Source organism: Flavobacterium petrolei, from assembly GCF_003314435.2.
GTDB classification, from domain to species: Bacteria; Bacteroidota; Bacteroidia; order Flavobacteriales; family Flavobacteriaceae; genus Flavobacterium; species Flavobacterium petrolei.
Genome location: NZ_QNVY02000001.1, coordinates 1,400,540 through 1,416,191 on the forward strand (window position 1 = coordinate 1,400,540; position 15,652 = coordinate 1,416,191).

Sequence of the window (15,652 nt, forward strand, 5' to 3'; positions counted from 1 at the left end):
TTTTAGTTATTTTTTTAGTTTTTAGTTTTGCAAAAATAAGAATTAATTAGCATTAGAACGGATAATTTATTCCAAAATTTAAAACTGAGTTCGCAAAGTTGTATTCTCTAAACCATCTTTTGTTGGTTTCATTGGCTGGATTGTAGGTTTTAAATCCTAAATCAAAACGAATTACGAAAAAACTTAAGTCATATCTAATTCCAAATCCCGTACCCAAAGCCATATCTTTTAAATCGCTCAAACTTGTAAATGTTGATTTCTCATCCACAACATTATCCAATGTATTCCAAATGTTTCCGGCGTCAGCAAAAACAGCTCCTTTAAGATTTCCTAAAAGTTTGAATCGAAATTCTGCACTGATGGCAATTTTCATGTTAGCTTCGTTGAAATCGTCCAATGCACCGCTACTTCCCGGGCCTAGTCCATAAGGTTGCCAGGCTCTGTTATCATTGGAACCACCAGAAAAATAACTTCTCGAAAAAGGAATGTAATTTGAGTTTCCAAACGGTATGGCAATTCCAAAAAAGGATCGGAATGCAACGATTTTTTCCTTAGATAAATCCCAATGTTTGATGTAATCGAATTCGGTTTTTATATACTCAGAATATTCCAAATTAAATATTTCATAATTTCCATTGCTGTTTTTTTTCTGATTTGAAGTTTTTGCAAAAGCAGACAAAATAGTTCCTGCTGATTCTATTTTTGTTCTGAAAAGATAGAAATTATTATCTGTTAAATCTTTTTTTGTTGTTTTTGAAAAAGTAAAACTGGTGGCTAAAATGAAATCATTTTCTGTAAGTCTCAGTCTTCGCTCTTCAATACTTTTTACGGATTCGATATCAGCAGCTTCTAAAGGTTTCAAAAAATTAGCATTACCGGTAAGGACATCGTTTGTAAAACCTGCTGTCCCTTGTTCAATAAGCAAGTCTTTGTTAATATCATTGTTGTAATAGGAAGGATTTGCATTGTACTCTTTGCTTATTTCATTTAAAGCATTGTAAGAAGATCCGTAAACATTAAAATAATTTTTAGGATTTAAATTCCGAACAAACTGAGTGTTGAAAAGATCAAATTTAGCCGTGTGATTTATTTTTGGAGTCCAATTGTAGGAAAGCCCTCCCGTGAAGTTCTCTTTGTCGAGCCCTATATTTCTTTGTTTTGCAAAACCTACAGTAATCAGCGTGGATGGAATCATGCTTTTGGCAATAATTCTATCCGTGTTAAACGGCATTAGAATTCGCGGAATGTTTAGTTTTAAATCCAATCCATATTCTGAAACGTTGAAAAAATTGTTTTTGGGATTTGCTAAATCTTTTGACGAACCAATATTTCCACGCGCTGCGATTTCAAGTGTTTCCGCGCCATTGAACACGTTTCTAATTGTTTCGGAAACGCTCAGTCCTATACCAAAATCCTGAATATTTGAATGTGTGACGTCTAATGTGGTTCCAAAACTATATTTTTTTCTTGGTGTTAAATATACTTTGGCAATCAATGATTGAGCTGTTGAGTCTCTTTTGTCGACCTCATATTGTATAGACGGATAATTGAAAATCTTCAGATTATTCAAATAACGGGTCGTCAAAACGGTTTTGTTGTCTGCATATAAGCCTCCTTTTGTAATAAAAATAGCGTTGGTAATGGCTTTTGGTTTGTATTTTAATTTTTCCTGACTATAAAGATTAAAATTTTTATAAGTCGTACTGTCTGTGATATTTAAGGCGTTGTTACTCGGAGAATAATCAGTGTAAATATTTACGTCACTAATTTTATATATCTTGAAAGGTTCGGTTCGCGTTGAATCGCCATCTTGATAGGAATAATTATTAATCATCAAGGTGATATTTGCCTGATTCACTTTTTTGATAGTATCAATGTCAAAAGTAACATAATTGGATTGAAAATAATAAACTCCATTGTTTCTGAAATGTGTGGTAATCCGGTTTTTTTCATTTTCAAAATCATCAGTTTTGTATTGATTCCCTGATTTGATGAACGTGGTTGTTTTATTTGTTTGATATAATGAATCGAGCGCAGGTGTTAATATTGTCGCTCTTAAAGAGTCTAAAAAATAAGCATTTCCTGGAGTTATGGCATATTTTATTTTAGCTTTTTTTATAGCCAATGTATCTACATTATAAGTAGCATTTACATTAAAAAATCCATTGTTAAAGTAATAATATTTCAGTCGTAATAATGATTTATCTGCTTTTTCTTTGTCAATAATTACCGGAGGTTCACCAGTTCTTTTCAGAAAATCGTGAATTCCGTGGTACCAAAAAGATTTTCCAAGACGGTTCACTTGTTTTTCTGACAACCATTTTGATTTACGTTTGAATTTTTCCGGATTATTAGCAAACTTGGCTTGGTATGTTGAATCAGGATTTAGGTTTGCTAAATTGTAAAGATTTAATCGCAAACGGTAGCCCAGCAAGGTACTGTTAGGTTTTTGATACAGCTGATTAATCACATTTTCATCCTTGATCACTTTATCATTTATTGTAATTTCATTTTTTGTAAGCAGTAGTTTCCCGTCTGGAACTCTTTTTACAGCGTTACATGCGCAAATTAGTATTGCAATTACAATAAATGCAGTTATTTTTGTGGAGATTTTTTTCAAGTGTTCTAAAATATTTAATTCAAAAGTACATTATTTTATGGTTAGTAAAAACCAAATAAAGCTTATAACGAGTTTGCAGCAAAAAAAATATAGAATTGCCAATAAATTATTTTTTGCCGAAGGTGTAAAAGGTATTCAGGAACTTTTGGATTCTGATTTTGAATTGGAGCATTTGTATACCACACAAAATGATTTTGATGAAGTTTTCAAAGAAAAGAAAACTATTATATCAGAAAATGATTTGAAGAAAATCACGGCATTGGCAACGCCTAATTCCTGTTTAGCCGTCTTTAAAATGCCTCTTGAAAAACAAATTATCGAAACGGGTCTAATTATAGCACTTGACTCAATCAGAGATCCCGGAAATTTAGGCACTATTTTACGCTTATGTGACTGGTTTGGAATACAGCAAATTCTGTGTTCTAAGGAAACAGTTGATGTTTATAATCCAAAAGTGGTGCAGGCAACAATGGGTTCTATAGCCAGGGTGAATGTTAATTATATGGATTTGAACACTTTTTTGGCAACGACAAAACTACCGGTTTTTGGCACTTTTATGGACGGATCCAATATTTATAAATCGGAGTTACCAAAACAAGGGGTTATAATTATGGGGAACGAAGCCAACGGAATTTCAACGGAACTTGAAAAGTTAGTCACCAGCCGACTCACAATTCCTCGTTTTGGAAATCTTCAAAAAACAGAAAGCTTGAATGTAGCTACGGCAACTGCCATTGTTTTAAGCGAGTTTTGTCGCGGTTAGTTTTTAGTCATAGGCTGGCTATGAGGATTGAAAACTGTGACTGAAAACTATTTTAGTGGAAAGAAAAATTGATGAATACAGCTCTTGTTTTCATAGAAGCGATATTGCTTGTCCAAGGACTGTTAGGATCGTTGTCTCTAATTAATTCATCGTTAATTCCAAAAACTCCTCTTATTGATGGTGAAAATATAAAATATTCTGAAAATATATCAATCCCAAAACCCAGTTCGTAATTTGTAGTCCATGATTTTACTCGAAAAAGTTGTTGAAAATTGTCATCCTTTAATTTAGAATTACTCGCCAAGTTCAATGTAGATGATATTCCTCCTAGAGCATAAGGGCGAATATTTCCGGTTCTTAACGAAGAAAATTTTAATAATAAGGGAAAGTGAATGTAGGTGCTATTTACTTCTCTTAATGCATCGCTGCTGTTAGTAAAATTCGGATAATACAAATCCCTTTTCGTGATATAAAGTCCGGGTTCAAATCGCAAGTTGATGTATTTCTGTAGTTTTAAATCTCCAATAATCCCCACATTGAAACCGGTAGTTTTTTTAATGAGGATATCAGGAGTTTCCGACTTATAATCAATCTTGAAATCGTAGGAATTAAATCCTAAATAGAAACCATAATAGATTTTTTTTTGCTGAAAATTCTCCAAATTAATAATAGGGTCTCTACTAAATATATTTTTAGAATTTTGAGCATATCCATTTAGAATAAAAGCAAAAAACAGAAAGACAATTAATTTTTTCATGTTATTTTTTAGAAGCTGAATAAATAGTAGCAACCCCAAACGTTTGTGGTAACGCTACAACATCTATAAACCCAGTTTTTCTCAAAATATTGTTTAGTGCTTCGCCATACGGGAATGCAGCTGCTGATTCAGATAAATATCCGTACGCAACATCATCCTTAGAGAACAGTTTTCCTATGAGTGGTAGTATGTTTTTGCTGTAAAAATTATATCCTTGTTTGTAAGGTGTCTTGTCTGGAACGGAAGTTTCTAAAATTACAAAAACGCCATTTGGTTTCAAAACTCTTAATATTTCAGCTAGGCCTTTTTCTAATGTTTCAAAATTACGGACACCAAAAGCAACAGTGATTGCATCAAAGTAGTTGTCCTCAAAAGGCATGTTTTCCGAGTCGCCTAAAATCATTTCAATGGTATTGGAAAGATTTTTAGCTGCAATTTTTTGAACGCCTACTTCCAGCATTCCGGCAGAAATATCTAAACCAATTATTTTTTCAGCATTGGTTTCTGCCATCAAAATTGCTAAATCTCCAGTTCCTGTTGCAATGTCTAGAATGATTTTTGGATTGGATTTGGCGACCATTTGCAGCACTTTTTTACGCCATTTTATATCAATTCCAAAGGAAATGACACGATTTAAATTATCGTAATTTCCGGAAATAGTATCAAACATTTGTGCAACTTGTTCTTTTTTGCCTAAGGCAGAATCTTTATAGGGAGTTATCTTTTCTGACATTTTTTTAATTTGTACAAATATAACACAAACTTGATGAACTTAAAATGAGTTTTAAGAAATTGAGTCAAGTTTTATTTTACTTTAAAAATGGATTTTGAATTTGATTTACTGAGTTTTAAAAAATTTTATATTTTTTGAAATATCACTAAAAGTGGGTATTGTGTGTCCAGTTTTTATTGTACAAATTTGTTGTTCAAGAAATAACCATATTAAATGATTAAAAGAGAGTCTGTGAACCAAATCAAATGGATATTTTGTGCGTTAATTATCTCATTTGTTCTTGTTAGCTGTTTTGAAAGTGCTGTTTTACATAGTAGTACAGTAGCTAAAACGCAACATACGTTCTTAGGATTAAATTTGTTTTTGGAAATTTTAATTTTTTTCGTCTTTAGTACCTTCGTGGTATTTGGTATTAAAGGCTTTTTTGAGATGTATTCTCAAAAAACATCAAATATTATAATCTCCATTTCTGGAGTATTATTAGTATTTGTAATTTTTATTTTATGTTATCAAACACTCTTTCAAGAGTAGTTCATTTCTCTTAATCAATGGTTTAAAAAAAAACATCCCGTAAAAAGGATGTTTTTTTGTTTTATTTTCTAATCAACGTTTGGAAAGTATAATCATAAAGATGTTTTTCATCTTTTTCATTAAATTCGGATAGTATTAGTTGCCATTCTTTAGGATCTATTTCAGGAAAATAGGCGTCCGCTTCAAATTCTTGGTGAACGCGGGTAATATCTATTTTATCCGCATAAGGCATTCCCAGGTTGTATATTTCTCCGCCCCCTATTATGTAAGAATCCTCATTTTTTGGGCAAATTTCAAGAGCTTTTTCAATACTGTCCACAATTATGCAACCTTCAGCTTGGTATTCTTTTTGTCTGGTAATTATAATATGAGTTCTGTTTGGCAATGGCTTTGGAAAACTTTCAAATGTTTTTCTGCCCATGATAATATGATGGCCAGAGGTAAGAGATTTAAATCTTTTGAAATCATTTGGCAAATGCCAAACTAATTCATTGTTTTTTCCTAACGCATTATTCTCGGCAACAGCCGCAATCATTATTATCATGATGGTCTACTATTGTTTAAGTTCATCGTTAGTTATTTGAGTTTGCAATTGCTCCATTTTCTTTTTTTGCAAAGTGACAAGTCTGTCAATTTGTTCTCTTTCCCAATCTTTATTCATAAATCGATCAGTGATGAAAATTTTTATAAAATGTAGAATAAAGAGAAACAACCATATTGTAATAATCCAAAGATACCAATCGGTAACTACGGTGCTGTCAAGAAATTTGTGGGCGACAAACAGTAGTAAACTTCCTAAAACGAAGAGGACGAAATGATAATACAATCGTTTCTTTTGTTTTATTCTTCTTCTTGCATACTCATATTGTTCGTGTAATTCTTTTTCCATCGATCTAATTTTAGATTATAAAGGTAAAATTTATTTCGCAAAGTCGTTGTTTTGCGTAGGGATAATTTTGGGAGAAAACGTTTTCTGATTTTTGAATAATAAATTTACAGTGCTTTAAAATGTTAAATTTATCAAAAATTAACATTGTTTATCATATTCCATTAAATCTTTATAGTGCTTATTGAAACTTCAATATGTTTTGTTTACTTTGTTTCATAAATCTATAAATGAATGTGTTATGGCAATTAAGAAACAGTTTGTAAAAACAAAACCAGTTTGTAAAGTTACTTTTTCAGTAGCGGCAAAAGAGGCAAGTCAAGCTTCCGTTGTTGGTGATTTCAATAATTGGAGTCTTGAAGATGGTGTCTTAAATAAATTAAAAAATGGTACTTTCAAAGGAGTTTTCGATGTCAATAAAGATGCGGCCTACGAATTCAAATACGTAATCGACGGAGTATTTGTCAATGAGCCCGAAGCAGATTCTTTCAAATGGAATGAGTTTGCAGGAAATGAAAACGGTGTTTTAGTAGTTTAACTAAAACACCGTTTTTTTTATTGGATTAGACCGCAACACTACCTTTTATCAAGGCATGTGGTTCGTAGCCTTCGAGCGTGAAATCGTCAAAATCGAATGCGAAGATGTCTTTTATATTAGGATTCAAAATCATTTTTGGTAATGGTTTTGGCTCACGGGACAATTGCAATTCGAGTTGTTCAAAATGATTGTTGTAAATGTGTGCGTCACCAAAAGTGTGAATGAATTCGCCGGGCTGTAAATCGCAAACCTGAGCAATCATCATAGTGAGTAATGCGTACGAAGCAATATTAAAAGGCACGCCTAAGAAAATATCAGCGCTTCGCTGGTACAACTGACACGATAACTTACCGTCAGAAACATAAAACTGAAAGAAAGCGTGACAAGGAGGCAAAGCGGCTTTATTGTTAGCTACATTCTCGTCAAATGATTTTGTCGTGTCTGGAAGAACTGAAGGATTCCATGCCGAAACCAGCATTCTGCGACTGTTAGGATTGGTTTTTAGTTCTTTAATCAATTCAGAGATTTGGTCAATTTCTTCACTATTCCAGTTGCGCCATTGGTGTCCATAAACAGGTCCCAAATCGCCATTCTCATCGGCCCAAGCATCCCAGATTTTAACGCCGTTTTCCTGAAGGTATTTTATATTGGTATCGCCTTTTAAAAACCAAAGCAATTCATAAATAATAGATTTTAAGTGCAGTTTTTTGGTGGTAACCATTGGGAAACCTTCATTCAAGTCGAAACGCATTTGGTATCCAAAGACACTTTTTGTTCCTGTTCCTGTACGATCTCCTTTTTGACAACCGTTTTCCATAACGTGTTGCACTAAATCTAAATATTGCTTCATTTTTGGTGGGTTCGGTGATTTTTTAATTGGTTATTTGCAATCAAATTATCAAATAACTGAAATTTCAATTTACGATTCTCTTTTTGAAATTTCATCTCTAATCTTTGCGGCTTTCTCATAATCTTCATGAGAGACGGCTTGATCTAATAACTCATTCAATTCTTGTAAACTGTGTTTCGAATAGGTTTCTCCAGATTGATTGCTTTCTTCTTCTCGTCCAAAAGTGTCAGGATTAGAAAGCACATCATCAATTTCCTGAGAGTCTTTGTTAGGATCTAAAGGATTTGACTTCAAATAAATTCCAGCTTTGTCCAGAATGTTTTTATATGTAAAAATAGGAGCATTAAAACGCAATGCCAACGCAATGGCATCTGAAGTTCTGGCGTCAATAATCTCTTCAATTTTATCTCTTTCGCAAATGATACTTGAATAAAAAACACCATCAACTAATTTATGAATAATGACTTGTTTTACGACAATATCAAAACGTTCTGCGAAATTTTTGAACAAATCATGGGTCAAAGGACGTGGTGGTTTTATTTCTTTTTCCAAGGCAATGGCGATGGATTGGGCTTCAAAAGCACCAATGACAATGGGTAATTTTCTTTCGCCGTCAACCTCATTCAAGATCAAAGCGTAGGCTCCGTTTTGAGTTTGACTGTATGAAATTCCTTTTATGGATAATTTAACTAAGCTCATAATTGTTGTTATGGGAAAGTACAAAGTACTTTTTTTGATAAAAATTAAGCAGCAATTTCAAAAAAGAAATGCTACTTAAAAGCAAAGATACAAATATCTTGTTTTTAAGTAGCATTTAAATTAATGGTATGCTATAATTTATGAATTCTGAGCTTTGAAAGCTTTAAATTTTTCAATTAATTGTGGAACAATTTCAAACGCGTCACCTACAATTCCGTAGTCAGCCACTTTGAAAAATGGTGCTTCCGGATCGCTGTTGATTACCACTTTCACTTTAGAGGAGTTGATTCCCGCAATGTGTTGTATTGCTCCAGAAATTCCAATCGCAATATAAAGGTTTGTAGCAACCGGTTTTCCAGTTTGTCCTACGTGCTCTCCGTGAGGTCTCCATCCTAAATCAGAAACTGGTTTTGAACAAGCAGTTGCTGCTCCAAGAACGGTTGCCAATTCCTCTACCATTCCCCAGTTTTCCGGACCTTTCAATCCACGACCAGCTGAAACAACAATATCAGCATCTGCAATTGAAACTTTTCCAGAAACTTTTTCAACTGATTCTACTTTTACACCAAAATCATTTTCTCCAATAGTTGGATTAAAATCTTCTTCCGTTAATGTTGAAGGCGTTTCAAAAATCCCATAAGAGTTTTTTGCAAGTCCAAGCACTTTTACGTCTGTTGCAATTTCAGTAATATTGAACGCTTTGTTTGAAAAAGCATTTCTTTTTACTTGAAAAGGCGAAGTTGAAACTGGTAATCCAACCACATTTGAGGCGTAGCCAGCTTCTAAAGCCACTGAAACAAGTGACGAAAGATAAATACTGTCTGTAGTTGAAGAAAGTAAAACTAATTTCACGTTTTCTTTTTGAGCCGCTTGTTTGATGACATCAGCGTATGCTTTTGCAGTAAATCCGGATAATTTATCGTTGTTTACTTTTAATACTTTGTCTACTCCGTATTTTGATAATTCCGAAACATCACCAGCATTTACAGTTACTGCTGTAACGGTAGTTCCTAAACTTTCAGCTACTTTTTTCGCATAAGAAGCCAATTCGAATGCTACTTTTTTAAATTTACCTTCTGCGTATTCCGCGTATATTAATATTGACATGATTTTTTGTTTTAAATGTTGAATTATAAATTTTAAATGTATTTGAGAACGTTAATTCACAATTTAAAATTCATAATTTAAAATTATATTACTTTAGCTTCGTTGTGTAATAAATTGATTAGTTCATCTAAATTGTCAGCAGCAATTAATTTTACGGCTGATTTAGGAGCTGGTTTTTCAAATTTTACTGCTTTTGTATTTACAGTAGCGTCAACTGGCTCCAGAATTGTCAATGCTTTTGTTCTTGCAGTCATAATTCCTCTCATGTTTGGAATACGCAAGTCTTTTTCTTCTACTAATCCTTTTTGGCCACCAATGATTAACGGCAAAGTAGTAGCAACAGTTTCTTTTCCACCATCAATTTCGCGAACTGCTTTTACATTAGTTCCATCAACAGTAAGACTTGTGCAAGAATTAAGGAAGTTGTATCCTAAAATTCCGGCAATCATTCCAGGTACCATTCCACCATTGTAGTCTAAAGATTCTTTTCCAGCGATAATTACATCGTATGCTCCGTTTTTGATTACTTCAGCAAGTTGTTTGGCTACAAAAAATCCATCAGTAGGATTAGCGTTCACACGAATTGCTTCGTTAGCGCCTATTGCTAATGCTTTTCTTAAAGTAGGTTCTGTTTCTGGTCCTCCAACATTTACAACAGTTACTGTTGCGCCTTGTTGTTCTTGGAACCAAATGGCACGGGTTAAACCAAATTCATCATTAGGATTGATTACATATTGTACTCCATTGGTGTCAAATTCAGAATCACCGTTGACAAAGTTAATTTTTGAAGTAGTATCAGGAACGTGACTGATGCAAACTAATATTTTCATACTTATATATTTAATTATTCGTAATTTCTTTTACAAATTTAAAATATTAATTCGAATAATATACTATGCACGCATAATATTTTTTGTTACTATTTCGATTTCGTAGCCCGGATAGCAGCGGCATCCTTCCTGTGGCTCCTTTAGCCACAGGAAGATACAGCGGAGAGCCGGAAACAGCTCCTGAAAATTATCGTAGTAAATCCTGAATTAATTTAGCGTGATTTATGCTTTTAAGTGATATAAAATATTTATTTTTGCTTTTCGAAAAATAGACACATACAACATATAATATGAGAACGATACAATTTAGAGAGGCCATTTGCGAAGCGATGAGTGAAGAAATGCGTCACGATGAGTCCATATACTTAATGGGTGAAGAAGTTGCAGAATATAATGGTGCTTACAAAGCATCTAAAGGAATGCTTGCTGAATTTGGCGAGAAAAGAGTTATTGATACTCCTATCGCTGAGCTTGGTTTTACTGGTATTGCAGTAGGATCAGCTATGAACGGATGCAGACCGATTGTGGAATACATGACATTCAATTTTTGTTTAGTTGGGATTGACCAAATTATAAATAATGCTGCCAAAATGCGTCAGATGACTGGTGGACAATTTAATGTGCCTATCGTTTTTCGTGGTCCAACAGCTTCGGCAGGACAATTAGGAGCGACACACTCACAAGCATTAGAAAACTGGTTTGCGAATACTCCGGGTCTTAAAGTAGTAGTTCCATCTACGGTTTATGATGCTAAAGGTTTGTTGAAAGCGGCTATTCGTGATAACGATCCTGTGATTTTCATGGAATCAGAACAAATGTATGGCGATAAAGGAGAAGTTCCAGATGGTGAATATGTAATTCCGTTAGGAGTTGCGGATATCAAACGAGAAGGTACGGATGTAACGATTGTTTCTTTCGGAAAAATTATCAAAGAAGCACATATTGCTGCTGACGAATTAGCCAAAGAAGGAATTTCTTGTGAAATTATCGATTTGAGAACCGTGCGTCCTATGGATTATGAGACGATTTTAAAATCGGTTAAAAAAACAAACAGATTAGTGGTTCTTGAAGAAGCTTGGCCTTTTGCAAGTGTTGCTTCTGAAATCACCTATATTGTTCAAGAACGTGCTTTTGATTTTCTTGATGCTCCAATTCAACGTATCACAACGGCAGATACGCCTGCGCCTTATTCTCCGGTTTTATTGAAAGAATGGTTACCAAATGCTGGTGACGTAGTAAAAGCGGTTAAAAAAGTAATGTATAAAAAATAGATCAATTAGATTGCTAGGCTTCTTGGATTGTAAGATTTCAATCTCAGAACGCTCACAATCTAAGAAGTCTAAACTTAATAACTTCATCAATTATTTAATTTGATGAAGTTTTTTTTTTGAATGATTATGAAAAAGAATTTCTTGTTTTCCCTGCTTTTGTTGTTGGTATCAGCAACTGCTGTTTTTGCGCAAACAAAAGTGAGTGGTGTTGTGGTGGATAAATTGAATCAGCCGATTCCCTTTGCGAATGTCGTTTTCAAGAATTCAAGTGAAGGAATTGTTGCTAATGAAGACGGTAAATTTTATCTGGAATCTACTAAAACGTATTCAGTATTGTTGATCTCATCTGTTGGGTTTTCTGAAAAAGAAATTACGTTAGAAAAATTAGTCAATTACAATTTAAAAATTCAGCTAAACGAAGCGGAGAGTTTAAATGAAGTTGTAATCTTTACCGGAAAAACGTCTAAAAAAAATAATCCGGCGTTGGATATTCTTCGAAAAATCTGGGAAAGAAAACGTCAAAACGGGTTGTATTTGTTTGACCAATACCAAATGGAGAAATATGAGAAAATAGAATTTGACATGAATTCTATTGATAGTGCTTTCATGAAAAGTAAACTTTTCAAAGGGATGGAGTTTATCTTTAATCAAATGGATACTTCAAAAATCACGGGTAAAACCTATTTGCCCATTTTTGTAAACGAAACACTGAATGATGTTTACGGAGACAATAAATTGAAGAAATTAAAAGAGAAAATTAAAGCCAGTAAAACTTCTGGATTTAATGGAAATCAACAGATTTTGACATTTGTGAAAGATTTGTATTCCAATTACGATATCTACAATAATTACTTAACCTTTTTTGATAAAAGTTTCACCAGTCCGTTATCTAAAACTGGGATTGATGTTTACAATTATGTATTGAAAGACAGTGCTTATATTGATGATAAATGGTGTTTTAATATTGTTTTCTATCCAAGGCGCAAAAACGAATTGACTTTTAAAGGAGATTTTTGGGTCAATGATTCCACATTTGCCATCAAGAAAATCAATATGGCGGTGACCAAAAGTGCTAATATCAACTGGGTAAAAGACATTTATTTAGAGCAGGAATTTGAGGTGGTCAGCGATTCAGTTTTCTTATTGACAAAGGATTATTTGATGTCCGATTTTGCTTTAAACAAAAAAGAAAAATCAAAAGGCGTTTACGGAAAACGAACTACTTACTATAGGAATCATCAGTTCAATAATGAAAAACCAGTTGCTTTTTATAAAGATGAGGTCAATTATATGGATGCCGATGTCTATAATAAATCAGATGAATATTGGGACGAAAACCGGTTTGAGAATTTGACCAAAGACGAATTAGGGGTATATAAAATGCTGGATACGTTGCAAACAGTCAAAAAGTTTAAACAAATTTATAGTACGGTTCAAGTATTGGCAAGCGGTTTTTTACAGTTTGGAAATTTTGATTACGGTCCTATTTTCTCCACATTTGGTTATAATGAAGTAGAAGGTGTTCGATTGCGAGCTGGAGGACGAACGTATTTTGGTACCAACGACAGTTGGCGTATACAAGGTTATACAGCGTATGGATTTAAGGATGACAAATTCAAATATGGTTTTTCCGGAAAATGGATGGTCGATAAGAAAAAAAGAATCATTTTGTCCGGAGGAAACAGGCGTGATATAGAGCAAATAGGTGCGAGTCTGACTACGACTTACGATATTTTAGGCCGAAGTTTCGCTTCGTCTTCTGTATTTTCATCGGGGAGTAACGGGAAATTGACAAACATTAATTTAAGCAATGTTGCGGTAGAAATTGAACCTGTTAAAAATTTGATTTTCCAAACGGGAATTTCTTATCGCACACTCGAATCTGCATCACCAACTTTCAGTCTGGATTATTACACAGATATTGCAAATGGTGTTACAAAAAGCGATGTGAAACAATCAGAAGTTAATTTTCAGGTTGAATACACTCCTAAAAGAAAAACAATTGGATTTGCTGTTGAAAGAGAAAATGTAGACAGTCCGTACAGTCGCTTTTTTGTTAATTACAGTCATGGTTTTAAAGGATTATTGGATAGTGATTTCAAATATGATAAATTACAGTTGTACTACAAACAACCCATTATTATAGGACCTTTAGGGAGAACTAATATCATCATGGAAGTGGGAAAAACTTTTGGAACCGTTCCTTTGGGACTCATGAGCGTGATCCCGGGAAATCAAACTTTTTTCATACTTGAAAATACCTTTAGTAACCTTAATTTTTATGAATTTGTTGCAGACCAATATGCTACTTTGCAGTGGAATCACAATTTCAACGGCCGGTTATTCTCTAGAATTCCGTTTATGCGCAAACTCAATTGGAGAGAAATTGTATCTGTAAAAGGGGTTTATGGTAGTATTTCTGATGAAAACAGAGCGATTAATGCCTCAGGATTGGTGTACAATGCACCGGAAAAAGGCTATTGGGAATACAGCGCCGGAATTGGGAATATCTTCAAAGTATTCCGTATCGATTTTGCTTGGCGAGGGAACTATCTCAATGTGCCGGAAACGAATCGTTTTACAGTAAAAGGATCGTTCGGGTTTAATTTTTAGGAGCTATTCCGGCTATTCGTTACAATCTTTTATCCCGTTAAAAAACGAGATGAAAGGATTTTCATTTCAAACGAAGTTCACTAAACTCCTATTAAAAATAGATGTTAAGTGAAGTAATCCGGGCTAAAAAAACATCAGATTATGCAAGAAGCAATCGATTATCTTTTAGAAAAAGATGCCATTTTCAAGTCAATCATTGAAGAATACGGAATGCCAACTATTCCCAAAAGACCACAAGGTTTCGAGACTTTGGTATTATTGATTTTGGAACAACAAGTTTCTATTGATTCGGCGAAAGCGACTTTTTTAAAAATAAAAACTACTTTAAAATCGGTAGTACCCGAAATTCTTCTTCATGTATCGGATGCCGAATATAGGAATCTTGGCGTAAGCCGTCAAAAAACGTCCTATATAAAAGCTTTGGCGACAGCCATATTAAATAAAGTTTTAGATTTAGAAACTTTGCCAAACAAAACGGCTCAGCAAGTGCGCGAAGAACTGATCAAAATCAAAGGAATAGGCAACTGGACTATCGATATTTATTTGATGTTTTGCTTGCAAGCACCGGATTTATTGCCTTTGGGAGATATAGCAGTGGTAAATACCATCAAGGAATTGCTGGATATTCATGATAAAGACGAGATGGAAATTCATGCAAAAAAATGGAGTCCGTATCGTTCCTTTGCAACTTATCTTTTGTGGCATCATTATTTAAAGAAACGAAATAGAACAGTGGTTTACTAAAGTACTCACCCTTAAAATTTAATCAAGAGATAACATGAATTTTTTATTGTGAAAAGGGATACTTTCCTTACTTTTGCACCCATAAATATAGAAAAGAAAAAACTAAAATGACTGCAGACAAATTAACAACTTTCGATGTCTTAATCGAAATACCAAGAGGAAGTAGAAATAAATACGAATATGATTTCGAAATAAAAAGAATGCGTTTTGACAGAATGTTATTTTCTTCAATGATGTATCCTGCTGATTATGGATTTATTCCGGAAACATTAGCCTTAGACGGAGATCCATTAGATGTTTTGGTTTTGGTAAATGAACCAACTTTTCCTGGATGTGTAATGGAAGTAAAACCAATCGGTGTTTTCCACATGGCAGATGATAAAGGTCCAGATGAAAAAGTAATTTGTGTGCCGGTTTCAGATCCAATCTGGAACTCTCTAAACGATTTGTCAGACATGAATCCACATTTACTAAAAGAAATCGAACATTTCTTTCAGGTTTATAAAGATCTTGAAAACAAAACAGTAGATGTTGGTGGTTGGGGCGATGTGAATGAAGCGTATGCCATTATCAAAGAATGTACAAAGCGTTTTAATGATATTGAAAACAAACCAGAAGGATTATTTAGTATTAAATAATTTTACATCATAATTTTTACAAAAAAAGCAATATTCTGTTAAGAGTATTGCTTTTTTGTTTAAATTCGTTTT

At 33.7% G+C, this 15,652-nt stretch carries 15 protein-coding genes; 6 read left to right on the forward strand and 9 right to left on the reverse strand.

Annotation, left to right across the window (positions count from 1 at the left end; genetic code table 11):
• Positions 1-52 precede the first annotated feature (52 nt).
• Positions 53-2,620 (reverse strand): translocation and assembly module lipoprotein TamL, encoded by a 2,568-nt coding sequence (tamL, locus tag DR871_RS06080; RefSeq protein ID WP_113664397.1) that lies wholly within the window; start codon positions 2,618-2,620, stop codon positions 53-55.
• A 37-nt stretch (positions 2,621-2,657) separates the two neighbouring features.
• Between tamL and DR871_RS06085 the strand changes: the two genes are divergently transcribed.
• Positions 2,658-3,383, forward strand: coding sequence for a TrmH family RNA methyltransferase (locus tag DR871_RS06085; protein ID WP_113664396.1), 726 nt, complete (start codon positions 2,658-2,660; stop codon positions 3,381-3,383).
• Positions 3,384-3,435: 52 nt separating this feature from the next.
• Here the strand turns inward: DR871_RS06085 and porT are convergent, their stop codons facing one another.
• The 4 genes from porT to DR871_RS06110 form a co-directional block, all read right to left on the reverse strand.
• Positions 3,436-4,140 carry a type IX secretion/gliding motility protein PorT/SprT gene (porT, locus tag DR871_RS06090; RefSeq protein ID WP_113664395.1) on the reverse strand — a complete coding sequence of 235 codons (705 nt, stop codon included), beginning with the start codon at positions 4,138-4,140 and terminating at the stop codon, positions 3,436-3,438.
• Between the two features lies 1 nt (position 4,141).
• Positions 4,142-4,873: a bifunctional demethylmenaquinone methyltransferase/2-methoxy-6-polyprenyl-1,4-benzoquinol methylase UbiE gene (gene ubiE / locus DR871_RS06095; RefSeq protein ID WP_113664394.1), complete on the reverse strand. Its 732-nt coding sequence runs from the start codon at positions 4,871-4,873 to the stop codon at positions 4,142-4,144.
• A 592-nt stretch (positions 4,874-5,465) separates the two neighbouring features.
• The gene (locus tag DR871_RS06105) at positions 5,466-5,948 is read right to left on the reverse strand and encodes a dihydrofolate reductase (RefSeq protein ID WP_113664393.1); all 483 of its coding nucleotides are present in this window, start codon (positions 5,946-5,948) and stop codon (positions 5,466-5,468) included.
• A gap of 9 nt (positions 5,949-5,957) precedes the next feature.
• On the reverse strand, positions 5,958-6,293 hold the full coding sequence (locus tag DR871_RS06110) for a 2TM domain-containing protein (RefSeq protein ID WP_113664392.1): 336 nt from the start codon (positions 6,291-6,293) through the stop codon (positions 5,958-5,960).
• 238 nt (positions 6,294-6,531) lie between these two features.
• Here DR871_RS06110 and DR871_RS06115 point away from each other — a divergent pair, with 238 nt between their 5' ends.
• Positions 6,532-6,828 carry an isoamylase early set domain-containing protein gene (locus tag DR871_RS06115; RefSeq protein ID WP_113664391.1) on the forward strand — a complete coding sequence of 99 codons (297 nt, stop codon included), beginning with the start codon at positions 6,532-6,534 and terminating at the stop codon, positions 6,826-6,828.
• Positions 6,829-6,853: 25 nt separating this feature from the next.
• Here DR871_RS06115 and DR871_RS06120 read toward each other — a convergent pair whose 3' ends face one another.
• The 4 genes from DR871_RS06120 to DR871_RS06135 all read right to left on the reverse strand — a co-directional run bounded on the left by DR871_RS06120 (position 6,854) and on the right by DR871_RS06135 (position 10,314).
• Positions 6,854-7,678 carry a thymidylate synthase gene (locus DR871_RS06120; protein WP_113664390.1) on the reverse strand — a complete coding sequence of 275 codons (825 nt, stop codon included), beginning with the start codon at positions 7,676-7,678 and terminating at the stop codon, positions 6,854-6,856.
• Between the two features lie 69 nt (positions 7,679-7,747).
• A complete protein-coding gene (locus tag DR871_RS06125; protein WP_113664389.1) occupies positions 7,748-8,377 on the reverse strand; it encodes a bifunctional nuclease family protein in 630 nt (209 codons plus the stop codon).
• A gap of 138 nt (positions 8,378-8,515) precedes the next feature.
• Positions 8,516-9,484, reverse strand: a complete 969-nt coding sequence (locus DR871_RS06130; protein WP_113664388.1) for an electron transfer flavoprotein subunit alpha/FixB family protein — start codon at positions 9,482-9,484, stop codon at positions 8,516-8,518.
• 83 nt (positions 9,485-9,567) lie between these two features.
• Positions 9,568-10,314: an electron transfer flavoprotein subunit beta/FixA family protein gene (locus DR871_RS06135; protein WP_113664387.1), complete on the reverse strand. Its 747-nt coding sequence runs from the start codon at positions 10,312-10,314 to the stop codon at positions 9,568-9,570.
• Positions 10,315-10,604: 290 nt separating this feature from the next.
• Between DR871_RS06135 and DR871_RS06140 the strand changes: the two genes are divergently transcribed.
• The 4 genes from DR871_RS06140 (at position 10,605) to DR871_RS06155 (ending at position 15,580) form a co-directional block, all read left to right on the forward strand.
• The gene (locus DR871_RS06140; protein ID WP_113664386.1) at positions 10,605-11,585 is read left to right on the forward strand and encodes a pyruvate dehydrogenase complex E1 component subunit beta; all 981 of its coding nucleotides are present in this window, start codon (positions 10,605-10,607) and stop codon (positions 11,583-11,585) included.
• A gap of 126 nt (positions 11,586-11,711) precedes the next feature.
• Positions 11,712-14,198: a DUF5686 and carboxypeptidase-like regulatory domain-containing protein gene (locus DR871_RS06145; protein ID WP_113665420.1), complete on the forward strand. Its 2,487-nt coding sequence runs from the start codon at positions 11,712-11,714 to the stop codon at positions 14,196-14,198.
• A 141-nt stretch (positions 14,199-14,339) separates the two neighbouring features.
• On the forward strand, positions 14,340-14,942 hold the full coding sequence (locus DR871_RS06150; protein ID WP_113664385.1) for a DNA-3-methyladenine glycosylase family protein: 603 nt from the start codon (positions 14,340-14,342) through the stop codon (positions 14,940-14,942).
• Positions 14,943-15,049: 107 nt separating this feature from the next.
• On the forward strand, positions 15,050-15,580 hold the full coding sequence (locus DR871_RS06155) for an inorganic diphosphatase (RefSeq protein WP_113637499.1): 531 nt from the start codon (positions 15,050-15,052) through the stop codon (positions 15,578-15,580).
• The last annotated feature ends 72 nt before the right edge of the window (positions 15,581-15,652 follow it).

Coding starts and splice junctions, on each gene's coding strand:
- DR871_RS06085 (WP_113664396.1), top strand. CDS start 2,658: ATGGTTAGTAAAAACCAAATAAAGCTTATAACGAGTTTGCAGCAAAAA.
- porT (WP_113664395.1), bottom strand. CDS start 4,140: ATGAAAAAATTAATTGTCTTTCTGTTTTTTGCTTTTATTCTAAATGGA.
- ubiE (WP_113664394.1), bottom strand. CDS start 4,873: ATGTCAGAAAAGATAACTCCCTATAAAGATTCTGCCTTAGGCAAAAAA.
- DR871_RS06105 (WP_113664393.1), bottom strand. CDS start 5,948: ATGATAATAATGATTGCGGCTGTTGCCGAGAATAATGCGTTAGGAAAA.
- DR871_RS06110 (WP_113664392.1), bottom strand. CDS start 6,293: ATGGAAAAAGAATTACACGAACAATATGAGTATGCAAGAAGAAGAATA.
- DR871_RS06115 (WP_113664391.1), top strand. CDS start 6,532: ATGGCAATTAAGAAACAGTTTGTAAAAACAAAACCAGTTTGTAAAGTT.
- DR871_RS06120 (WP_113664390.1), bottom strand. CDS start 7,678: ATGAAGCAATATTTAGATTTAGTGCAACACGTTATGGAAAACGGTTGT.
- DR871_RS06125 (WP_113664389.1), bottom strand. CDS start 8,377: ATGAGCTTAGTTAAATTATCCATAAAAGGAATTTCATACAGTCAAACT.
- DR871_RS06130 (WP_113664388.1), bottom strand. CDS start 9,484: ATGTCAATATTAATATACGCGGAATACGCAGAAGGTAAATTTAAAAAA.
- DR871_RS06135 (WP_113664387.1), bottom strand. CDS start 10,314: ATGAAAATATTAGTTTGCATCAGTCACGTTCCTGATACTACTTCAAAA.
- DR871_RS06140 (WP_113664386.1), top strand. CDS start 10,605: ATGAGAACGATACAATTTAGAGAGGCCATTTGCGAAGCGATGAGTGAA.
- DR871_RS06145 (WP_113665420.1), top strand. CDS start 11,712: ATGAAAAAGAATTTCTTGTTTTCCCTGCTTTTGTTGTTGGTATCAGCA.
- DR871_RS06150 (WP_113664385.1), top strand. CDS start 14,340: ATGCAAGAAGCAATCGATTATCTTTTAGAAAAAGATGCCATTTTCAAG.
- DR871_RS06155 (WP_113637499.1), top strand. CDS start 15,050: ATGACTGCAGACAAATTAACAACTTTCGATGTCTTAATCGAAATACCA.